This is a genomic window from Nonomuraea sp. NPDC047897, assembly GCF_043204415.1.
GTDB lineage: Bacteria > Actinomycetota > Actinomycetes > Streptosporangiales > Streptosporangiaceae > Nonomuraea.
In genome coordinates this window covers 293661-315172 of sequence record NZ_JBIDCC010000001.1, presented here as the reverse complement: position 1 = coordinate 315172, position 21512 = coordinate 293661, and the positions used below count along the sequence as shown (strand labels likewise).

Genomic DNA, 21512 nt, shown 5'->3' with positions numbered 1-21512 from the left:
CCCGGCGTTCGAGGGCGGAGCGGCGGCCACGACGAGGACGGCCCGGTGCTGTGGCGCAACGGCCGCGCACTCGACCCGCGTGCTCCGGCCAGGACGGTGCTGCGCGACGGTGACAGGATCACCCTCGATCCACGGCTGGCGCGGGCCACGATCATCGAGGAGCCCGGCGGCGTCGCCGAGGTGCGGGTGGTGGGCGGCCCCGCGGCGGGCGCCGTGCACCGGCTCGGGCTGGGCGCGCACGTCATCGGGTCCGACCCCGGATGCGCGATCGCCGTCGCCGATCCGAGGGTCGCTCCTGAGGCCGTGACCATGCGCGTCACCGCCGAGGCGATCACGGTGGAGCCGGTGCGCAGGGGCCGCCCCGGAGAGGCCCCGCGTCACAAACTCAAAGGCAGATGGGCCGAGGAGGTGGCCGAGCTCGCCGCCCGCGTGGCGGAGCGCGAGGCGGCCGCGATGTCATCGGAGGCCTGGGCGACTCCCGAGATGAACGGCCGACCGCTCACCGAGAAGGCCGACTGGACCGATCATGCCATGCTGACCTGCGGCTCGTCAGCATTCGCCCTCACCGCGGTCGAGCCGCAGGACGCCCATCTCACCCCCAGGCCCGAAGGCGGCATGGCCTACAACAGGCCACCCCGGTTGCGTCCCTCCGGAGGGCAGCGCGCGTTCGAGCGGCCACGCGAGCCTCGGCGGGCCGAGGGGATGCGGCTGCAACTCCTGGCCGCGCTGCTACCCGCCGTGCTCGGCCTGACGTTGGCGTTCGTCCTGCGCCAGTGGTACTACCTGCTGATCGCGCTGATGACGCCGATCATCATGGTCGGCCAATGGTGGAGCGACCGCCGCCACGGCAAGAAGCAGCACAAGAAGGCGCTCAAGGAGTACAAGGAGCGGCTCACGCAGTACGAGGAAGCCGTCGAGCAGGCCCGCGCACAGGACGAGCTGGTGCGCAGGTCGGAAACGCCGGACCCGGCGCAGGTGCTGCTCACGGCCACCGGCCCGCGCAGGCGTCTGTGGGAGCGGCGGATCCACGACCCCGACGCACTTCGTCTGCGGGTCGGGCTCGCCGACCTGCCTGCCGATCTCGAGCTCACCGAGGAGCAGGGCGGTGCCATAGACCTGCCGATCTGCCGTGCCGTGCCCGTGGCCCTCGCCATGCGGCGGCTCGGCGTCGCCGGCGTCACCGGCCCACGTGACATCGCGACGGGCCTGACCGGCTGGCTGGTCGGCCAGGCCGCGGTCCTCCACAGTCCCCGAGATCTGGCCATCGTGATCATCTCCGCTCGTGCCGACGGCGAGCAACGCTGGAGCTGGGTTCGCTGGCTGCCGCACTGCGCGCCGCGCGGTGGCGAGGACTGCGTGGCTCTGGTCGGCACCGACCCCGACTCGGCGGCGCGCCGCGTCGCCGAGCTGACCGCGCTGATCGACGAGCGCCAGAACACCTCGATCCCCGAGTTCGGCAAGATACCCACCGGCTGGGACGACCTGGGCGGCCCGGAAGCACCCGCGTTCTCCACCTACGACGAGCGGCCCTTCGACGTGCTGCTGGTGCTCGACGGCGCACAGGCGCTGCGCGGGCTGCCAGGCATGCCGCAGGTCCTGCGGCAGGGTCCTCGCGCGGGCGTCTACACCCTCGCGATCGACGACGACCAGCGCCTGCTCCCCGAGGAGTGCGCGACGGTGGCCGCATGCGGCTTCGACGGTGTCGTCCGGCTGTGCGGCGGCGGCCTGGACGTCATCGGCCCGGTCCTGGCCGACCTCGTCACGCCCTCGTGGTGTGACCGTGTGGCCCGAGCTCTGTCCCCCGTCCGCGACGTCAGCCGAGAGGATCTGGCCGGCAACCTGCCCGGTTCCGTCCGCCTGCTCGACCTGCTGGGTCTGAGCACGCCCACCGGCCAGGAGGTCGCCCGGCGTTGGCGTGGGCGAGGGTCCACCGAGGCGGTGATCGGCATCGGTCCCGAAGGACGGTTCTCGATCGACCTGGCGCTGGACGGGCCACACGGGCTGATCGCGGGAACCACCGGAGCCGGCAAGTCAGAGCTGCTGCAGACCTTGATCTCGGCTTTGGCGGTGGCCAACCGCCCCGACCAGCTCACGTTCGTGCTCATCGACTACAAGGGCGGCGCCGCGTTCAAGGAGTGCGTACGCCTGCCGCACACGGTCGGCATGGTCAGCGACCTCGACGGCCATCTGACCCAGCGGGCGCTCGACTCCCTGGCGGCAGAGATCCGGCGCAGGGAGCGGCTGCTCCTGGCGGCCGGGGCGAAGGACATCGACGACTACACCTCCCTGACGGGAGGTGTAGGCAAGCGGTGCGAGCCGCTGCCCCGTCTCGTTCTGATCATCGACGAGTTCGCCGCTCTGGTGGCCGAACTACCGGACTTCGTGGCCGGGCTGGTCGACATCGCACGCCGGGGTCGCTCACTGGGAATCCACCTGATCCTGGCCACGCAACGGCCGGCCGGTGTGGTGACGGCCGACATCCAGGCCAACACGTCCCTCCGCATCGCGCTTCGGGTCACCGAGCCCATGGAGTCGGCCGATGTGATCGACATGCCGGACGCGGCCCACATCTCCAAGTCGACGCCCGGCCGGTGCTACGTCAAGTCCGGTGCGGGGGCAGCGGCGGTCCAGACGGCCCGTGTCGGCGGTCGAAGCCCTCTGGCCGTCGCGTCCAGCGGTGGCGGCTCGTTCTCAGCGGGGCAAGCACGCGTGGATGGCCGTTCGCGTGCGGGTGGCCTCTCGGCGACGGCCGGAGCCGGTGGCTCTGCCGTGCCCGGCGACACCGGCCACGTGCGGGTGATCGACGTGGGCTGGAGATCGCTCGGCCGAGGGCTGCCTCCACCACCGCAGCCGGCCGAGGAGTCGACGGTCACCGACCTGTCACTGCTCGCCGATGCGCTCATCGAGGCCGCTCGGTTGACAGGGGTCGAACGGCAGCCGAGCCCGTGGCTGGAGCCGTTGCCCGCTCACCTGGTCCTTCGGGTCCCGGGCGACAACGGTCAGGACATGGTGGCTTCCGGTCGGGCATCCGGGGTTCCGGAAGAAGTCGCGCAGGGTTCTCCGGGGTCGTGGGCCGAGGTGGGGCCACTGGTGTTCGGTCTGACCGACCGGCCGTGGACGCAGGACCGGCAACCGCTCGCCCTGGATCTGAGCCACGGCGGCCACCTGCTCATCGCGGGCGCGGCCCGCAGCGGCAGGTCGACGGCACTGCGGACGATCGCCGGCGCGATCGCCCTGCAGGCTTCGCCTGCTGACGTGCACGTCCACGCGATCGACTGCGGGTCGGGTGCGCTGCTGCCGCTGGTGGCGATGCCGCATTGCGGCGCCGTGGTGACCCGCGACCAACTCGACCGCGTCGAACGCCTCCTCGCCCGGCTGCGGGCGGAAGTCGGGCGCCGCCAGCAACTGTTGGCCGAGGCCGGGCACGCCTCCCTGGCCGAATACCGCCAGAGCGGCCACCGTCTGCCCTGGCTGGTGCTCATGGTGGATCGGTGGGAGGGGTACGTGGCCGCGTTCGAAGGCTACGACTACGGAAGGCTGACCGAGGCGCTTCTGCAGCTGTTGCGGGAAGGGCCGGCCGTCGGGCTGCGGGCCGTGGTGACCGGCGACCGATCCTGCCTGCTGGGGCAGGTTTCGACGGTGTTCGAGGACCGGCTGATTCTGCGGCTGGCGGATCCCGCCGACTACGGGCTGGCCGGACTCCCCCTCAAGGAACTCCCCTCCTCCATGCCGCCCGGCCGCGCCCTGTCGCTGGGTGAACACGGCATCGTCGAGAGTCAGATCGCCCTACTCGCCGAGGATCCGGCGGGGCCGGCCCAGGTTGCCGCCCTACAGGCGATGACACGTGACGTCGTGGCCGCCGGTGAGCGGCGCCATGCCATGCCCGCCGGGCCGTGCCCCGAGATGCGGGCCGACCCCGGCGCGGTCCCGGGCAGGCGCGGCGAAGGGCCGGCGGGACACACGACAGGCCTCGCGTCTGCGCCCCACGCCCATGCGGCTGCCGCGTTCGCCGGGCTCTCAGTGTCTTCGGAAGGCGAAGCCTCTTCTGCCGAGGCCGCGATGAACGCCGGCGAAGAGGCCGCTTCTCGCCGGCTCTCAGTGCCCACGAACGAGGAGGCCGTTCGGGATGAAGAGGGCAGCGGGGGAAGTGAGTCCCGGGCAGATGGCAGGACGTCGGCTGACCTGACAGCGCCGCGTTTGTCGATGACCGGGGGAGACGACGGCCAGGCTCGGGGCCGTACAAGCATGCGCGGCGGCGGTGGTCCAGGAACCTGGTGGTGGGACGGGGAGCCGCCGCTGCGCGTGGATGCGCTACCGATGCGGATCACAGCCGGTCAGGTGCTCGACCTCGTTCCCGGCTTCGAGGCGCCCTCGCCGCTGTGGGCGCTGATCGGGGCCGGCGGGGACGCCCTGGCGCCGCTGGGGATCGATCTGCTGGCTCAGGGGCCAGGGGCTGTCATCGCCGGTCCGTCGCGTTCCGGGCGGTCGTCGGTGCTGCTCACAGCTGCTCTGTCCCTGCTGTCGTCGGGGACCCCGGTGCTCGTGGTGGCGCCCAGACGCAGTCCGTTGCGCGCGTTGCCCGGAGCGTTGGCGGTTCTGGACGGGAACGCCTCAGGGCTGCAGGATCTCGTCGCGGGGCTGCAGCGGTATGCGGTGGTGGTGGATGATGCAGAGCTGGTCAGCCCGGACTCTCCACTCGGGGTGGCGCTGGAGGAGGTACTCAGATCGGGCAGAGATGGGGAGCACGGTTTGATCATCGCGGGGGCCACGGGCGATCTGGCCACGGCCTACCGGGGGTTCGTGGCCGATGCTCGCAAGTCTCGTACGGGGGTGCTGCTTTCCGTGCAAAGCCCTGCTGACGGTGACCTCTTCAACATTCGGCTGCCTCGCGGCTCCGTCGGGGGCCCACCCGGACGTGGCTTACTGGTAGCGGCGGGCACCACCATCCCGGTGCAGGCTGCCCTGCCGGACGTGCCCGCATAGGTTCGTACCTGGTGTGCACGTGGAGATCCACGCAGGGCGCTGGAGGTGCCTTCGCCTCCAGCCACCCAGAGTTTGTGTTTCTGTCCCATGCTTGCGCACAGGCGACCATCCAGCTTGCGCTGCGCCCCCTCGTAGCGGCCGACCGGAGCGCTACCTTTCGTCGGCTTGGGCGGTGCTCGAAGGCGAGGCACGGGCGGTCATGGCCGAGCTGGTCCAGGCCACCGGCAGGCCGATGGTGCATGACTGCGCGCGACACTCGACGCGATCAACTACGTGACCAGGTACGGGATCGAATGGCGGGCCCTGCCGGTGGACTTCCCGCCGCACGAGGCGGTATACGCCTTCTTCGGCGATGGTCCCAGCGTGGTCTGCCCGAACGGCTCGCCGGACGCTTACGCGGCCGGCTGCGCATCCTGGCCGGACGCGGCGAGCTGCCCACGGCCGGGTGCATCGATTCCCAGAAGTCAAGGCGGCCGAGAGCGTCGGCGCGGCAGCCTGCGAGTACGACGCGGGCAAGAAGATCAAGGGGCAGAAGCGGCATATCGCGGTCGACACCCTCGGGCTGCTGTTGCGTGTGATCGTCACCGCCGCCTCCGTCCAAGACCGTGACGGCGCCCACCCGCTGCTGGCCCGGCTGCGGGAGAAGTTCTCCACCATCGCGCTGGTCTGGGCCGCCGGCGGTTACGCCGGACGTCTGCTCAGCTGGGCGCGCGACGTGCTCCACCTGACCGTCACGATCGTCGAGCGCTCCGACGATCTGCGTGGCTTCGTCGTGCTGCCGCGCAGGTGGGTGGCAGCACGAACCTTCGCCTGGCTGACCCGCTACCGCCGGCTGGTGCGGATCTACGAACGCAGGCCCGAGCACCACGAAGCCCTGATCTGGTGGGCCACGGTGCACCAGATGACCCGCCGCCTGACCCGTGAACTGGCAGGCCAGCCGCCTCCGGGCCGATGGGCCGGCCCGCCGCCACTTCCGGACCTGTCCAGCCCCGACCGGCGAGGCAAGGTCCGGGAACTCCTGGCCGGCCAGCCCTGGCGAGCCTGGGAAGGGGCTGAGCCGGCCGCCATCCTCGGAATCGAGAACATCAACAGCTTCCGCGTCCAACTGTCCCAATGGTCACACCAGGGCTACATCAACAAGATTGGACCAGCCCTCTACGGGCCCAGGCCCACGAGCACATAGAGGGTGTCTTCGATCCCGAGTGCAAGATCATGATCTGGCCCGGGGGAGGCAACACTGCCGGAAAGACCTTGTTTGCAGAGGAGTATCACCGAGGGCGATGGGCCCGGATGTCCACAGGGCGTCCATCGGGATCGCGAGCCGTCATCGTCCATTGCGTGGGCAGTGTCTCGATCGGTTCGACCGGCCGCCCGGCATCCAGAATCCGTTCGCGAAGCTCACACAGTTGTGCGTATGTGCCCACGCGCAGTCCCCAACCCGCCCGGTTCAGAGGATCAAGATCGAGGGCGGGGACGGCGGCGGTTTCGACGATCATCAGATGGTCGGCCCCGCCGACATCGAGGACTGCGATCCGAGGATCAGCAGAGGTGGCAGCGCGCTCGAACGCGAGCGTTGCTCCGAGCAACTCCGTGTAGTACGCCACGAGCCGGTCGAGTTCGGTCGTGGGCAGTGTCAGATGGTTGATTCCGAGCAGACTGGTCATGATCAACCGACCGTAGCTCAGCCACTTCACGAGCTTGCACTCGGGATCGAAGACACCCTCTTAAGCCTTCGTCAGCAGGCTCTGAGACAAGGTGATGTGTCGAAGGCGGCTCAGCGGGCTAACAGATCTTGTCGTTCACGACGTTGTCGAATGTGCCGACCCAGCACTCGTCCTCCTCCTTGAGCCATGTGGAGGTTTCGTTCAGCGACTCCTGGCCACCCCCGGGCGAGCCGCCCATGGGCAGGATGGGCATGCCGCCCATGCCGCCCGCTCCGCCGAGGGCGGTGCCGCGAGCGGCTGCTGTCTCGGCGGCGGTCATGGCGTTGCCGTATCCCGATCCGTAGTTCGTGCTCACGACCGGGGTGGTGCCCGACGGGGTCGGGGACGCGGTCGGGGCGAACGAGGTGGTCGGGGTGGAGGTGGGCGTGGTGGTCGGCGAGTGGTTGCTGAACGGCGTGCTGTCGAATCGCGGCAGGGAGTCGGACAGGATCGTCGAGCGGGTCGTGGTGTCGTCGGGGGTGGTCCTGCTGTTCGGGTCCGTGTTGCCGTTCACGTCGGTGTTCGATCCGTCCGGGAAGTCGGGGTCGGTGACGGACGGCATGCCGGGGCGGCCGGTTCCGTTCGAGTCTCCGTTGCCGATGCCCGAGCCGTTGCCGATGCCTGAGCCGTTGCCGATGCCGTTACCGACGCCTGAGCCGTTGCCGACGCCGTTGCCGTTGCCCACGCCGTTGCCCACGCCATTACCGTTTCCGACGCCGTTGCCGTTGGGGTCCGTGCCGTTCGGGTCGGTGCCGGTGGTCCCGTCTGGGAAACCGGGCCGGTCGTTGCCGTTCGGGAAACGTGGGTCGGTGGTGGTGCCGTCCCGGTACGTGGGCTGGTTGATCCCGTTGCCGTTCTGGCCCGGGTTGAAGTCGGACGAGTTGTAACCCCCCGGAACCACGCTGCTCGGGATGCGTGGAGCAGACAGGTTGACGTTCTTGAGGTCCGGACCGTCACCCGTGGGGGGTTTGATGTCCGGCAGTTCCTTTTCCACGTAGTCGGGGAAGCGGATGTGGATCTGCTGGAGGTCGTTGGTGAACGCCTTGAGATGGTGTCCCGCCAACTCGTCCTGCGAGCCCCACTCCCAGCCCTTGTCGATGGTGCGGAAGGAACCCGGCATGGAGTCGTCCCAGCTACCCGGGTCGCCCAGGGGATTGCTCCAGGTGGCGGTCCCGTTCTCCACGAAATCCTTGTGCTCACGGATCTTGCTGCTCAGGGTCTCCAGCGGCTTGCCCATGTCGTCGAGCCCGACGGCCAGGTTGACGATCGTGTCGTGCAACTGACGCAGGGCCTTCTGCGTCTTGACGGACGATTCGCCCTCCCAGATCTTGGCCAGTTCGCCGCTCACGTCGTCGATGGCTTTGAGGGCGTTGGCCAGCTTGGTGGCGGCGTCGGTATAGGAGGTGGCGGCCGTCCGCACGCTGACTGGGTCGAGCGAGGTGAAGAAGTTCTTCACCTCGGCGACGTTTCTCCCACCGGTCTCGCACCCGAAGGTGCCACAGCTCGGCTTGATCCAATGAGTCTGCTTCGTGGAGTCACCCATGACGATGCCCTGAGCCGCCCTAGATCTGAGTGGAACCGGGGAGGGTCACGTCGTCCCCCGCCTGGAAGATGCCGCCACCGCTCCTCACCAGAGCGATGGCGATGTCGAACTTCTGGTTGACCTGGCCGTAGATCTTGGTGAGTTCGTCGTGGCCCAGGTCCAGCGTGTCGGCGAACGCACGACCGCCTTCCCAGCGGTCGATGGCCCGCACCTGCTGGGTGAAGGCGGAGAGGTTGCCCTGCGTGGTCAGCTCGGTCAGGGAGCCACGTCCCGACCCTCGCAGGTCCTCCAACGCGTCCTCGAGCTTCGTGGCGAGCTGCTCGAAGCGCTCTTTCGGATCCTTCGGATAGGTGACGCCGTCTCGCTCCGCGTCCAGACCGGGCCATTTCTGCCCGCAGCCCCGGTGCTCTCCGATTGCCACGACACAACCTCCCCAAGGGTGCTTGATCGCCACTTTACTCGGATCACCATCATCACGTACAGAACTTCACATATCCCTCTCGACGCTCATGCGTAACATGTTCCGGGACCTTGAGTAGGAACGGAGCGGCATGCAAACCCGGAAGGACCTCTACCAGGCCCACCGCCTGATGATGCAGCGCCTGGGCATGGCGTTGCTGCAGGCGGAGCCGGATGTTCCGGAGCCGCCGATGCGCCGGCACACGGTGGCGATGTTCTCCGGCCTCCTGATCGCGGTGCTGGTGACCGCGGCATTCGGGATCTGGGGAATGCTGAAGCCCGGCAACGCCACCAAGTTGACAGACCCCGGTCAGTTGCTGGTCGAGGACGAGAGCGGGGCCAAGTACGTCTACAGCCAGCAGGAGAAGAAGCTGATGCCGGTCGCCAACTACGTCTCGGCGCGGCTCCTGCTGGACACGCCCGACGTGAAGGTGCGGAACGTGTCTGCTGCCTCGCTGGCAGGCTTCGACCGGGGCCCGCTCGTGGGCATCCCGGGCGCGCCCGACTCGCTGCCCGCGAAGGACAAGCTCGTCAAGGGGCCGTGGTCGGTGTGCGTGGGCGAGACGGTCGACTCGGCGGGCCTCGGGAAGACGTACGTGACGCTGGTGGGCGGGATGGACGTCGGCGGCACGCCGGTCGGCGCGGGTGCGATGGTCGTCCGCGACGAGCAGCAGCAGGGCTGGGTGATCTGGGGCGACCAGAAGATGAGAGTCGATTCCGAAGGGATCAACGCGTTGGGCGCCACCGCGGTCAGGAAGGTGCCCGCCGCCTGGATCAACGCCATCCCGAACGGAGGCGACTTCACGTTCCAGTCGATCCCGAACCGCGGCGCGGCGGTACGCGGGCCTGACGACCGTACCCGGCGGATCGGCCAGATCTTCCAGACGCCCGGCATGGCGGGCGGCGCCGACCGGTGGTACGTCCTGCTCAAGGACGGGTTGTCACCCATCACCGTGACGCAGGCGACGCTGCTGCTCAACGACTCGGCCAGCAAGAAGGCGTACGGTTCCGGCCGGGTGGTGCCGATCACCATCGACGCGGCCACGGCGAACGGGGCCCTGTCCAAGACGTCGATGCTCGGCGGCGGGCTGCCGACGACGATGCCCAAGGTGATCACTCCCGCGGCGAACGCCCCGCTGTGCGCCGTCTACTCCGACACGCAGAGCGGCTCCACCAAGGCCAAGATCACCAGTGGCGCCACGATCAGCATCCCGGTGCCGCCCACGACCGGCAGCCAGGAGCACTTCGACCAGATCGTGATGCCGAACGGCGGCGCCGCGGTGGCGGGACTGCTGCCGGGCCACGGGCAGCTTCGGTCCGTCAACACCTACTACCTGGTGACCGAGCAGAACCGGCGCTTCCCGCTGCAGACGGGGGCGCAGGTGGAGACGCTGGGGTACGACGCCGCGGCGGTGGCGCCGCTGCCGGCGCAGTTGCTGCACATGATCCCGGAGGGGCCGCGGCTGGATCCGGCCGCCGCGCGGAGTCCCGTGAAGGTGGCCCAGTAGAGGTGGCTCCTGCGAGCGGGCGTGCTCGCTCCGGGTTGCGTCGACCGTTGGCTACGGAAGCCGGTGACGACGGAAGCCGGTGGCTGAGGAAGGAGAGCTGAGGCGCGTCGAGGGGCGCTTGGGGCTGAGGGGACGGCTTGGTGGGCGCGGTGTGTCCGGGGTGGAGTACGGGTGTCAGCGGGTCATGCCGGGGATCTGGACGCCGGGGGGCAGGGTGCCGTTCTTCGTGTCGACGGGGATCGACTTCTGGACCAGCGCACCGGTCCGGGGGTCGTTGCCCAGACCGTGCTGCTCGATGGGCACAGCCATCATGGACTTGAGCTTGGCCTCCTGCTCCATGCTCTTCATGGTCACGCCCTGGTAGATGGCGAAGACGCCGCCGCTGAAGACCGCCAGCTTGATGAGGATGGGCCGCAGGGAGGTGAACAGTGCCTTGAGCCCTGCGTTGACGGCGATCTGGGTGCCGGCCCATGTGCCGGGGGTGAGCTTGCCGACCGACACCAGGACGGCCCAGACCACCATGGCCATCGCCGCCGCGACCGCGACGTAGGAGAGCTTGTCGTAGAGGTCGGCACTCGACTTGAGCGTGTCGCCGATGCCGTTACGGGCGACGCCGAGTTCCCCGACCGCCGCGATGAACCCGTCCGCCGCGACCTCCATGGCGTTGAAGGCAGCGCCGTCCCAGGTGGCGTCCTTCTTCAGTTTGTCCTTGAAGGACTCCATCCACCGGACGAGGTTCTCGAGCTCCTCGGTCAGGCCCCCTTCGGCGGTGGTCTTCCATTTCTTCATCGCTTCGAGCATGGCCTCAGGATCCGCCGCCATGACGCCCAGACCGGCGGCGATGGAGAAGGCGAGCGGCCTTCTGATGATCCAGGCGCAGCCGGCGGAGACCGTCGCCGCGACGAGGAACCGGTTGCGCGCCCCGGTCAGCTCCGCCACGTCAGGCCCCCTCGTGGCGGAGGACGGCGGGGCCTACGCCTTCTTCGTCTTCCCAGTCCTCCGGCTCCCCGCGCAGCAGTCCGGAGCCGCTGGTGTCGCCTTCCTGGTTCTGGCCGGGAGACATCGGCATCATCGGCACCATCGGCATGCCGCCCATGCCGCCCATGGCCGCTCCGGTGGGCAGCTTCGGCAGGCCGGCCGTCGCGCTGGTGGGCGTCATGCCGTTGCTCGTGCCGGTTGTCGCTCCCGGACTCGTCGCGGTGCCGCCGCCCGGGACTCCGTTGGTGACCCGGGCGGGGTCCGCGAGGGGCAGGCCGTCGGGGACGCGGGGCTGCGAGTTCTGCAGGGCGGACGGGTCCAGCCCGGCCAGGTCGGTCTTGGTGCTGTTCGGGAGACCGTCCATGCCGAGCTTGCTGGGGTCCGTGGTCGGCAGGTCAGGCCGATCGATGTTGGGGGACCGCAGGTCGGGGTTCTGCAGGTCGGGGTTGCGCAGGTTCGGGTTCTGCAGGTTCGGGTTCTGCAGATTCGGGTTCGGCATGTCCGGGTTGCGCAGGTTTGGGTCCTGCAGATTCGGGTTGCGCAGGTTCGGGTCCCGCAGGTTCGGGTCCTGCAGATTCGGGTTCGGCATGTCCGGGTTGCGCAGGTTCGGGTCCTGCAGATTCGGGTTCGGCATGTCCGGGTTGCGCAGGTTCGGGTCCTGCAGATTCGGCATGTCGGGGTTTCTCAGCCCTGCGGGGCCGATGCCGCCGTTGGGCATGTTCAGGCCGTTCAGTCCGGACCCGTTGAGGCCGCTGCCGTTGAGGCCGGGCATCTGCGGCATCTGGTTGTTGGCGTACGGGTTGGGCGTCGACTGGTCGTCCGCGTCGACGTACTTGGCGTCAGCGATCTTGAACGCCTCCCGCCACGACTCCAGCACCTTCTGCGCGGTCTTGAGCGTCTCGACCTGCTGGCCGCGCGCCTCCTCGTGGGCACTGTCGCACTGGCGCCCGGACACCCCGTAACCGAGCCACCCCAGGGAGATGCCTCCCGTACGGCCGGCGAACGTGGCGAGCTTGTCTCCTTCGCCGATGAGCGTTCTGCCGTTGGACTCCAGCTTGCCCTTCGTGAACTTGAGCCCGGACGACTCCAGGCCCATCGCCGGCACGCCGCCCAGCGGGTACGGGTTGCTCTCAGGCATTGGTCCCCCTCTTCAGTGCCGGCTCGGGCGGATGCTCAGCAAATATACGGGTCGATCACGTCGGGCGTGACGGTCCAGATCCCGCGGTCCTCCGGCATGTGCGCGCCGCCGGATCCTGAGGAGTCGTCCGAGCCGATGGGCGCCGCAGCGCCGCCCATCGGGAGGAACGGGTACATCGGCGCGTGGCCGGAGCCGGCCGAACGGCCCTGGGACCCCGCGTTGCCGCCGGCCTGCTCTCCCCACTGGTTCGGGCCTCCCAGCACAGCCGGGACGCCAGGGGCGACTCCGGTCGCCGGAACGAGCGGCATCGAGGTGGTCGCCACCGGGACGGACGTCGTCGGCAGGGTCGTGGGCAGGGCGGTGGCGGGTGTGAAAGTCGACGGCGTCACGTGGGAGGGGGTGAAGTTCGCCGCCTCCGTCTGCCGCGGGTCCTCCTTGCCGATCACCGAAGGAACGGTGCCGTCGTCGGCACCCGTCTGGTGCCGGGTGCTCTGGGCCGGGTCCGAACCGGTGGAGCCGGTCGGGTCTGTGCCGGTGCCGGTCGGGTCTGTGCCGGTCGGGTCTGTGCCGTTCGGGTCTGTGCCGTTCGGGTACGTGCCGTTCGGGTCAGACCCCCCAGGGCCGGTGCTCCCAGGGCCGGTGCTCCCAGGGCCGGTGCCGGTCGAGCCGGTGTTCCCGCCGGTGCCCGTACCGTTGGGATCGGTGCCGTTCGGGCCGGTGCCGGTCGGTCCCGTGCCGCCAGGGCCTGTGCCGGCCGAGCCGCCGACGCCCGTGCCGCCGTCACCGGAACCCGGACCGCGCGTGTCGGCGACGCCGGCGTAGGAGGCGCGACCGCCCTCGGCGCCGCCCGTGCCGAACCGGTTCGCGTTGTTCCCGATGCCGCCCATGTCGACGGTCGTCTGCTTCGGCGGCGCCGACGGGACGTCGACGGCCGGCAGCTCGTACGAGACGTCCATCGGGACCTTGACGTCGAGCAGCTCGACGATCTTCTCGTTGAGCTCCTTCATCGCCCGCTGCGCCTGGGCGTTCTCGGCAGCGATCTTCGCGCTCTGCGGGATCTGGGCGTTCGTCTGCTGGAGCGACGGGCTGGCGCCGATGGTGCCGCCGCCGGTGTTCTCCTCGGTCGTCGGCACCTCGACGCGGATGTTCCGGACCTTTTCCAGGGTCTCGGGCACCTTCTGGGCGTAGCCGTCGAGGGCGCCGTCCATCATCTTCATCTTGCCGGCCAGCTCGACGCCGCTCGCGTGCATGAGCTGCATGGCCTTCTGCACCTCGGCCGCTGCCGGACCCTGCCACGCCCTGGCCAAGGTGGCGGCGTGGTCGTTCAGGGCGGCGACGGCCCGGTCGATGGCCTTCGCCGCGTTGCGGTAGGCCGAGCCCGCGCTGCTGACGTCGCCCGGGCTGGTGTTGGTGAGCAACCGCTCGATCTCGGCCTTGGACGCCTCGACCTCTTTGCCTTCGGGCGTCGCCTCGAACGAGCGGATGACGAGGACTTTGCGCCGGCTACCCACGGTGCCCTTCCTCAGGCCTCACGGCCACCCTCGTTGTGCTGGTTCGTACGGGCGTAGATGTCGGCGTTGGCCTCGATCGCCTTGATCACCCTGTCGAATGCCTCGGCGAAGTCGGCGTACGCCTGGACGAACTTGGTGCCGGCGCTGTTGGCGCCGACGGTCTTGGTGAACGCGCTGGCGTCGTGCCAGGTGCCGATGTGCGCCTCGGAGAGCTGACACTCGTCCAGCAGGCGCTGCTTGTGCTGGTCGAGGCCCTGACCGCCGCCGTCCTCACCGGAGAAGGCCCGCCTCAGCTCGCGCGCCACCGAGCGCATCTTGCCGACCTCGTAGTGCAGCGTCGCGCCCGCGTCGAGCCCCGGCCAGTCGGGGTCGAGACGGAGCGGGTCCTGGCCGCCCTCGAGTACGTCCTTCTGCGTCATGGCACCCCCGTGAAGACGTGTGCTCGGCCATCGCCGCGCGGGCGATGACCGAGTCTACGGTTACGGTTCAGCGACCCGGGTCGGCCCACAGGGCGCGGGCGGCCCGCTCGGCGTTCATGTAGTTCTGGTTGGCCAGACCCACGGCCTGAGCGGCCTGCGCGAGCTGGTTGCCCATCTCCTTCTCCTGGGCGTCCCAGACAACCCGTGCGGCGTCGAACTCCGACTTGGCACCCGTGCCGGTCTCGTCGTCGTACCAGGCGTCCTTGAGCGTGTTGGCCACGTCCCTGTAGAGCTGGTCGGTGATCCGGTCGAGCTCGGTCACCACCTTGATCAGGCCCTCCTGCGCGGCCTGCATCTGCGCGAAGTTGACCTGGGTGAAGTCATGCAGCTGTGCCATGACGATCTCCGTTCTGTACGGCGAGCAGGGAGGGCGGCTCAGGCCCGGACGTTGATGAGCGAGTCGACGGCGTTCTCGTTGGCTCCCACCCCGCCGATCCGCATGTTGTCCTCTGCCTCGGCGGCGGCAGCGCTGTAGATCTTGGCGCTGACGTTCATGTTGTCGTAGATGCGCTCGAGGCTTTCGAGAATCCGCCGAGCGCCCTGGTCCCACTGGTCCATGTGCATCTTGTACTTGGTGGCCGCGTTGCCCTGCCACGACTTGGCCTGCCCGGAGGCGAGCAGCTCCTGCACGGTGGCGGCGACCCCCTTCCGCAGCCCTTCGATCTGCTGAGCTGCGGCCTGCACCTGGCCTGCCGCCTTGGTGACCTGTTCTGGACTGGCTCCGTAGTACGACACAGAGATTCCTCTCCCCGGTTTGTTGGGCCTATCGACCTCGCCGTCGGACTCCACATAAGCAGACGGAGGGCACGATCGGCACGAAAACAATCAAAGAGCACGGTAGCTATCAGGTGCAACATGCCTAACAGGCATGCAGGTAACAGATCGATGACACCAAGGACACATATACATAAATCGGCAGGTCAGCGGGTTGAGCCGAATTGACGATGATCGTGGAATTTCGGTTAACACCAGGTTGCGGTTTGCCGCTGGGCGTCCTGATCGCCCAAGGTTGGGCTAGCGTCTGCGATCAACGGAGGGCAACGGCATGAGCCAAGACGTGGACAGCCTGATCAACTGGGGGGCGAATGCGTCTTCCTCCCCCGTCGCGATGACGGGCATGCCCAGCGAGACGCTCGCGCAGGACGTCCAGTTCGCCGACGGGCGACAGATGGTCCAGGGTGAGCGCCCAGCGGTCCAGGATGAGCGCTCCGAGGAGCGGGAGACGGACACCCGCGGGACCGAGACCACCGCCGACTCCTCTGCGGACGACCCGGAATGGGTCGAGCCGGTGGCGGCGCAGGGGGATCCGCAGTGGGAGCCGTCCGACGGCGACCAGGAGGAGCCCGCACAGGGCTCCCCCGCCGACGGGGACGACGAGAACGACGAGACCGGGGACGGGCCCGGGGGGCAGCCGGACACCGTTGACGAGGCCGAGGACCCGGACAGCGACGACGACTCCGGGGACCAGGGTGACGCGGGTGACGGTGATCCGGCGGACCCGAACGACCCGACGGATCCTGGGCCGAACAACCCCACGGACCCGAACGACCCGAACGACCCCACGGACCCGAACGACCCGAACGACCCGAACGACCCCACGGATCCTGGGCCGAACGACCCCACGGACCCGAACGACCCGGCCGACCCCTCGGACCCGACCACCCCTGGCGATCCCACCGATCCTGGTACGCCAGGCGGCCCCGGCAGCCCGGACCCCGCCGATCCCGGCGACGACGGCAAGCCCGGCGACCAGCCCGACCCGGACCTGCCGGATGTACCCGACGTCCCGACCCCCGGTACCGAACCGCCCGCGGACGACGACAAGCCCGGCGACGGCGACAAGCCCGGCGACCCCGCCGATGATGACAAGCCCGGCGACCAGCCCGACCCCGACCTGCCGGATGTACCCGACGTCCCGACCCCCGGTACCGAGCCGCCCGCGGACGGCGACAAGCCCGGGGACTCGGGCGAGCCCAGCACCCCTGGCGCCGACATGCCGTCCGCCCCCAGTGGCGGCGGTGGTGGCGGCCCTTCCGGGACCGGGGGAGGCACCGGTGGCGGTACCGGCCCCGGAGGGCCCACCGGCGGCGGCCAGAACGGCCCGACGGGCGACGAGGGCGGCAAGGGAGGCAAGAACGGGGAGCCCAAGCTCACCCCGGAGCAGCTCCGGAACCAGCGCCTGGAGACTGAGGGCGTCTCCTCCGACTGGCGCAAGGCCCGTCCCGAGACCCTGAAGGACTTCGGCAAGAAGATCGAGCACGAGGTGGCCAAGGATCTGGACGCTCTGAACTCCGAGATCAAGGACATCTCCACCGGGTTCCCCGGGTTCGGGGTGATGGGCATGGTGTTCGTGCCGGCTCACAGCAGCGTCCGGGACACCGCTGCGGGATATGTCGACGCCGCGCACCAGTCGGTCAAGGGCTGGAACAACCAGCTCCACAAAGGTGCCAAGATCATCGAGGACGCCGAAACGGCCAGCACGGCCAAGTCTTAGGGAGGTGAGCTGCGACCATGCCTGATTTCAAGGACACGGGCACGACCATGTACGTCACGGCGCTCGGGCTGACGGCGTACTCGGCCATGGCGTTCGGCCCACTGGCCAGGATCGCGACGGCGATCATCGGCACGCTCTACTCGAGCCCCAGCGACATCCAGGACGCGTCGAACGCGTGGCGGAGGATCGTGTCCAAGCTGGACGCCTTCCAGGCCAAGCTGGACGCTCTGGAGAAGGACGTCCCCGAGGAGGACTGGAAGGAGATGTCCCGGCCGGAGTACCAGCAGGTGAAGAAGGACTTCCTGGCCCGGAAGGACGACTCGAAACCGGTCTACACGGGCGTGGCGGACGTCCTCGGCGGCCTGAGCAGCCTGTCTCAGGCGGCGGCCGTCTTCTCGCTCGCCGGCGCGTCCGGCATGGCCATGTGGGCCACGATCGTGTATCTCACCAGGTGGAACGCCGCACTCGCCGCCGGCGGGCAGGCCACGGGCAACATGTATGTCCAGGCGTTCACGGGCGGCCTGAAACTCCTCGCCATGCAGCAGCGCAAGGCGATGCTGATCAGCGCCAGTGTGACCATGACAGCAGGCGCCCTGCTCGCCTCGATGAAGGCGGAGGAGCTGACCAAGCAGGCCACTCCGGAGACCGCCCCCGACTACACGCAGGTGTACCTGGAGGGCCTGCCGCAGCCGGACGTGCCCGGCTCCTCGTCGGGCCTGCCCAGGTCCTCGCCGAGCAGTACGCCCAGCACGGCCGAGACGACGACCGAGGCGCCCGACACCACGGCCCAGGAGCCCGAGAAGACCGAGACGTCCGACAAGACGACTCAGGCTCCCGGTCCCACGGATCAGGCGCCTGGCGGCACGACCGGGGGGCCGGGCGCCGCGGCCACCTGAGCCGTCCCGCCGCCGCCCGGCCGGGCTCCGTCAGAGGTCGAGGCGGCGGCGGATGCGGTCGAGTTCGCCCATGACGTCCTCGAAGGTGCGGTTGTAGGCGGCCTCGGCGCTGCGGACCTGTTCCAGCGCGGCGTCCGGGTCCTTGATGTAGCGCATCGGGTTGTCCTCCTCCCCGAAGACATCGCCCATCGCCTCGCTGATCTTCTGCTGGAGGTCTTCGGAGGCCTCCTGCACCACCTGCTTGACCTTCTCGGCCAGCTCGGCGGAGCTGAGCCGCATGGCCTTGGGGTGCAGGTCCAGCTCCCGCAGCCCCTCGGCGGCGTACTCGGCCGTGACGAGCCCGTCCTCGTCCTGCGCCCGGCCGACGATGGTGCTCATGCTCTTCTGCAGTTCCTCGATGCGGGCGAACTGCCCGTCCGCGGTCTTGAGAAGCTTGTCAATATCGATGTTCGCGAAGTCCCCGAACTCCTGCATCGGCTGCTCCCGCCTGGAGTGATGAACGCCCAGCAAGGTAGCGCTCGTGGATCATTCGCGCAATCAGGACGGCCTGGCGGGCAACTCGCGCTTGGGGGCCACCCACTCGTAGTTCTGGTAGCCGGGCGGCAGCTCACCGGCGACCTGCGGGCGCTGGAACGGCGGAAGGGTGCCGGTCCTGATCCGTGCCTGGGTGAAGTCGATGGCCACCGCGCCGGTGGGCCACACGACCCGGAGCTGGCGCGCCTTCTTCGCCTCGTTCGTCAGAGCCTTGGCGGCGAGTCCCAACATGATGCTGAGCTGGCCCAGCATCAACGCGCTGGTGCTGAGGGCGAGCTTGCCGGCCATCACCTCCCGCACCATGGCGATGGCCCGGGTGTGCGGAAAGAGTTTGAGCACCTGGAGCGTGACGAGCGTACCGGCGAGGGTGGTGCCGATGAGGAGCATGTCCGCCCAGAAGCCACGGACGATGCTTCCGATCTCGTCGGTCACCGAGCCGATGCTGGAGAACACCTGGCGTAGCTTGCCGATCTCGCCGGACATCCGCGACATCGCCGCCTCGGCCGCCTCCTGGTCCCGCCCCTGCCAGTTCTTCCGCAGTTCCTGCTTGAGGTCGGGGATCAGGGACTTGATGCCGTCGTCCAGAGTTCTGCCCATCGCGTCCCAGTTGGTGGCCGCCTGGGAGATGCCGCGCTCGTTCGCCCAGGCCTGGGCGACGAGCACCGCGGCGGGCACGAGGTAGATCGACAGGCGACCGAGCGACCGCATGGCCTGCAGACCGGGTGGCTGCGGGCCGCCCGGTGGTGGCGGCACCAGCCGCAGGTGGGAGGCGCCGGCCGCGGCCCTGCCCGTCGCGCCCTCTCCCCCGAGCACCTGGAGCCATCGCGCGTGCGGATCAACTGCCATCGTCCTCGTCCTTCTACTGGTATCGGACGATGCTCATGTCCTCGGCGACCCGCCAGTTGCGGGCCGTCACCATGAGCGTGTCCTGCCAGCCTCGGATGACGTCGACGGCATCGTCGAGCACGTCGGCCGCCATCCGCTGGGTGTCGCGGTAGACGTCGGCGAACACGAGGTTGCCGCTGGCCGAGAACGCCGGCGCGGGAACGCTCGTGTCGTCCACCGCGGCACGCAGGTTGGTGAAGATGGGAAGCAGTTCCTCGCCGACGCGGGACGCCACATGTTCGATCCCGCGTGACGTCACATGAACATCCAGTGCCATGAATCCCCCAGCCGTAAGAGCACCAGAGTCACGCTACGTCGGATGATCATCGTTCAGGGCCCAGTTACCGATCACTTCACAGGACGGACGGGGGATGTTCCCTCCCGATTAACCAGGATCGCGTTGGCTTCTCATGGACAGGTGTGCCCGCATGTCAAGGAGAGTTGTGATGTCGTACTTCCCGACCGGCGATCTCGATCCCGCGAACCTCGAACGTCTGGTGAGGCAGAGCGAGGAGTCGGTCCGCCGCCTCGCTGATGCCACCGCGAAGCTGGAGGCGATCTCCGGTACGGGGCGCAGCCGCAGCGAGCTCGTGAGCGCGGAGGTCGACAACGGCGGCGGCATCCGGCGCGTCGTGATAGACCCGCGAGCCATGCGGCTGGGCAGCGAGGAGCTGTCCGAGCAGGTGTGCGAGGCCGTACGAGCCGCCCAGGACGACGTCCAGCGGCAGAGCCTGGAGCTGGTGACCTCGGCCATCGGCGACGACGCGACACGGGCCACAGGGGATCTGGACGCCCTGCAGCGGGAGTTGCAGGACATCCAGTCGTCGTTCGCGAGGTCGGTCGATGCGAGCACGGCGGCCGTGGACCGGATCAGCCGCCGCCCCGAGTGGTGACGGCGGTTCAGCCGGACAGGCCGCGTACCCAGGTGTAGACCTCAAGCACGCCGAGCGCCAGCGGGAACATCGCGGCGATCAGGATCAGCTCCACGATGTCGCCCGCGCGCCCCCAGAACGGCGACGGCTTGCCCGACGGCAGCCAGACGCCCATCCCCATCGCGATCAGCGCGGCCCACAGCAGCCCGATCACCAGGACGGCGCCCATGACGCTGCCCTGGTCCGAGCCCAGCGAGACCGCCAGCGTGGCGAGACCCGCCACCCCGGAGAACACCAGCCAGAGTCGCTGCCCAACCCCCGCGAACACCCGCGCCCGCATGATGATCGTCAGCGCCAGGATCAGGGCCGTGACCCGGGCCAGCCAGTGGCCGTCGAGCGCGAGGAAGAACTGCGTCCCTCCGGCGACCAGCGCGAGGCCGGCGACCATGCCGGTCACGTAGTTGCGCGCCTGGACGGTGCGGTCCTTGATCTCCGGCGCGTCCAGGATCTGGTTCTCGTTGCGCAGCTCTTCGGAGGTCGTCGGCAGGCCGGGCAGCGGCAGCCGCGCGATGCGGAACGACAGGGTCGGGATCAGCGGGCTGAACGCGAGCAGGATGGTGGCGGTCAGCGCGGCCACCCCCGCCTCGGGCAGGCCGAAGACCATGACGACGGCCGCGCTGACCGCTCCTGCCACGGAGGCGATGGCCGTGCCGAGGAAGCCGATCACACCGTCGGCGATCACCGTGCCGGCGAACGTGGCGATCAGCGCCGTGCACGCCAGCGCGGCCAGCAGGTGCGGGGCGCCGAGCGTGAAGAGTCCCGCGGCGCTGGTCGGCGCGAGCAGCCCGGCCAGGAAGGCGTACGGAAGTGCCGCGTAGCCGACCGGCACGCCCGCGGAGGAGTCGGCCACGGCCCGCGACATGATGGCCCCCGTGGCGACCAGCAGCACGGCCAGGGCCCCCGACACGATGGCGGTCACCGTCCACGGCGGCCCGGCCAGGAACAGCACCAGCGGCCCCACCCAGAGCAGCGCGGAGGCGGCGCCCAGGCCGAGCCGGCGCGAGTGGGCGCCCTCCCAGACGCCCGCCCGCTCCTTCACGCCGGTCGCGACGAGGTCGGCCACGTCGTCGTAGAGCGCCGGCGGCATCGCCGCCTCGCGCGGGCGCAGGTAGAGCACCTCGCCGTCGAGCACGCCCAGCGACGCCAGGCTCAGGCCGAGGTCGAACGGGGCGCCGCCGAGCCGCTGGAGCACCCAGCCGGGTCCGGCCGAGTTGTCGCCGCCGATCTCGTCCACCGCGCGCAGCAGCCCGGGCATGACGTGGGGCAGCGGGATGTCCACGGGCAGCGCCAGATCGACCCGCTTGCGGGGGGCCACGATCGTCACGTGGCACAGCGGAGGCAGCGGTGCGGCCGACTGGGGCAGGGCGCCCTGCGGGACGGGACCGCGGGGGCCGGCGCCATGCGGCACGGAACCGGGCGGCACGGGGCCGGGCGGCACCGGGCCGTGGGGCACGGGCCCGTGGGGCGCG

The 21512-nt window shown here is 69.5% G+C and carries 19 protein-coding genes; 6 read left to right on the top strand and 13 right to left on the bottom strand.

Going from position 1 to position 21512, the window contains the following annotated elements:
- Positions 1-309 precede the first annotated feature (309 nt).
- Entirely contained in the window at positions 310-4983 is a 4674-nt protein-coding gene (locus ACGF0J_RS01405; RefSeq protein WP_393141150.1) for an FtsK/SpoIIIE domain-containing protein, read from the top strand.
- Between the two features lie 445 nt (positions 4984-5428).
- Positions 5429-6166 (top strand): transposase, encoded by a 738-nt coding sequence (locus tag ACGF0J_RS01400; protein WP_393141148.1) that lies wholly within the window; start codon positions 5429-5431, stop codon positions 6164-6166.
- Positions 6167-6251: 85 nt separating this feature from the next.
- Here the strand turns inward: ACGF0J_RS01400 and ACGF0J_RS01395 are convergent, their stop codons facing one another.
- The 3 genes from ACGF0J_RS01395 to ACGF0J_RS01385 form a co-directional block, all read right to left on the bottom strand.
- The gene (locus tag ACGF0J_RS01395) at positions 6252-6647 is read right to left on the bottom strand and encodes a VOC family protein (RefSeq protein ID WP_393141146.1); all 396 of its coding nucleotides are present in this window, start codon (positions 6645-6647) and stop codon (positions 6252-6254) included.
- 118 nt (positions 6648-6765) lie between these two features.
- Entirely contained in the window at positions 6766-8229 is a 1464-nt protein-coding gene (locus ACGF0J_RS01390) for a WXG100 family type VII secretion target (RefSeq protein ID WP_393141144.1), read from the bottom strand.
- A 19-nt stretch (positions 8230-8248) separates the two neighbouring features.
- Positions 8249-8650 carry a hypothetical protein gene (locus tag ACGF0J_RS01385; protein WP_393141142.1) on the bottom strand — a complete coding sequence of 134 codons (402 nt, stop codon included), beginning with the start codon at positions 8648-8650 and terminating at the stop codon, positions 8249-8251.
- 130 nt (positions 8651-8780) lie between these two features.
- Between ACGF0J_RS01385 and eccB the strand changes: the two genes are divergently transcribed.
- Entirely contained in the window at positions 8781-10196 is a 1416-nt protein-coding gene (eccB, locus tag ACGF0J_RS01380) for a type VII secretion protein EccB (protein ID WP_393141140.1), read from the top strand.
- Between the two features lie 174 nt (positions 10197-10370).
- Here eccB and ACGF0J_RS01375 read toward each other — a convergent pair whose 3' ends face one another.
- From ACGF0J_RS01375 to ACGF0J_RS01350, 6 genes are all read right to left on the bottom strand, one after another.
- The gene (locus ACGF0J_RS01375; protein ID WP_393141138.1) at positions 10371-11135 is read right to left on the bottom strand and encodes a WXG100 family type VII secretion target; all 765 of its coding nucleotides are present in this window, start codon (positions 11133-11135) and stop codon (positions 10371-10373) included.
- Position 11136: 1 nt separating this feature from the next.
- Positions 11137-12312 (bottom strand): pentapeptide repeat-containing protein, encoded by a 1176-nt coding sequence (locus ACGF0J_RS01370; protein ID WP_393141136.1) that lies wholly within the window; start codon positions 12310-12312, stop codon positions 11137-11139.
- A 35-nt stretch (positions 12313-12347) separates the two neighbouring features.
- Positions 12348-13823: a WXG100 family type VII secretion target gene (locus ACGF0J_RS01365; RefSeq protein ID WP_393141134.1), complete on the bottom strand. Its 1476-nt coding sequence runs from the start codon at positions 13821-13823 to the stop codon at positions 12348-12350.
- An 11-nt stretch (positions 13824-13834) separates the two neighbouring features.
- Positions 13835-14242, bottom strand: coding sequence for a hypothetical protein (locus ACGF0J_RS01360; RefSeq protein WP_393141132.1), 408 nt, complete (start codon positions 14240-14242; stop codon positions 13835-13837).
- Between the two features lie 67 nt (positions 14243-14309).
- Positions 14310-14639: a hypothetical protein gene (locus ACGF0J_RS01355; protein WP_393141130.1), complete on the bottom strand. Its 330-nt coding sequence runs from the start codon at positions 14637-14639 to the stop codon at positions 14310-14312.
- Between the two features lie 38 nt (positions 14640-14677).
- On the bottom strand, positions 14678-15037 hold the full coding sequence (locus tag ACGF0J_RS01350; RefSeq protein ID WP_393141128.1) for a WXG100 family type VII secretion target: 360 nt from the start codon (positions 15035-15037) through the stop codon (positions 14678-14680).
- A 310-nt stretch (positions 15038-15347) separates the two neighbouring features.
- Here ACGF0J_RS01350 and ACGF0J_RS01345 point away from each other — a divergent pair, with 310 nt between their 5' ends.
- Entirely contained in the window at positions 15348-16796 is a 1449-nt protein-coding gene (locus ACGF0J_RS01345; protein WP_393141126.1) for a hypothetical protein, read from the top strand.
- A 17-nt stretch (positions 16797-16813) separates the two neighbouring features.
- On the top strand, positions 16814-17692 hold the full coding sequence (locus ACGF0J_RS01340; RefSeq protein WP_393141124.1) for a hypothetical protein: 879 nt from the start codon (positions 16814-16816) through the stop codon (positions 17690-17692).
- Between the two features lie 30 nt (positions 17693-17722).
- Here the strand turns inward: ACGF0J_RS01340 and ACGF0J_RS01335 are convergent, their stop codons facing one another.
- The 3 genes from ACGF0J_RS01335 to ACGF0J_RS01325 form a co-directional block, all read right to left on the bottom strand.
- Positions 17723-18166, bottom strand: a complete 444-nt coding sequence (locus ACGF0J_RS01335; RefSeq protein ID WP_393141122.1) for a YbaB/EbfC family nucleoid-associated protein — start codon at positions 18164-18166, stop codon at positions 17723-17725.
- 63 nt (positions 18167-18229) lie between these two features.
- Entirely contained in the window at positions 18230-19072 is an 843-nt protein-coding gene (locus tag ACGF0J_RS01330; protein ID WP_393141120.1) for a hypothetical protein, read from the bottom strand.
- 13 nt (positions 19073-19085) lie between these two features.
- On the bottom strand, positions 19086-19346 hold the full coding sequence (locus ACGF0J_RS01325) for a hypothetical protein (protein ID WP_393141118.1): 261 nt from the start codon (positions 19344-19346) through the stop codon (positions 19086-19088).
- Between the two features lie 211 nt (positions 19347-19557).
- On the opposite strand from ACGF0J_RS01325, the gene ACGF0J_RS01320 reads away from it, so the two are divergent.
- A complete protein-coding gene (locus tag ACGF0J_RS01320) occupies positions 19558-20004 on the top strand; it encodes a YbaB/EbfC family nucleoid-associated protein (RefSeq protein ID WP_393141116.1) in 447 nt (148 codons plus the stop codon).
- A gap of 7 nt (positions 20005-20011) precedes the next feature.
- Here the strand turns inward: ACGF0J_RS01320 and eccD are convergent, their stop codons facing one another.
- On the bottom strand, positions 20012-21367 hold the full coding sequence (eccD, locus tag ACGF0J_RS01315; RefSeq protein WP_393141114.1) for a type VII secretion integral membrane protein EccD: 1356 nt from the start codon (positions 21365-21367) through the stop codon (positions 20012-20014).
- Between the last annotated feature and the right edge of the window lie 145 nt (positions 21368-21512).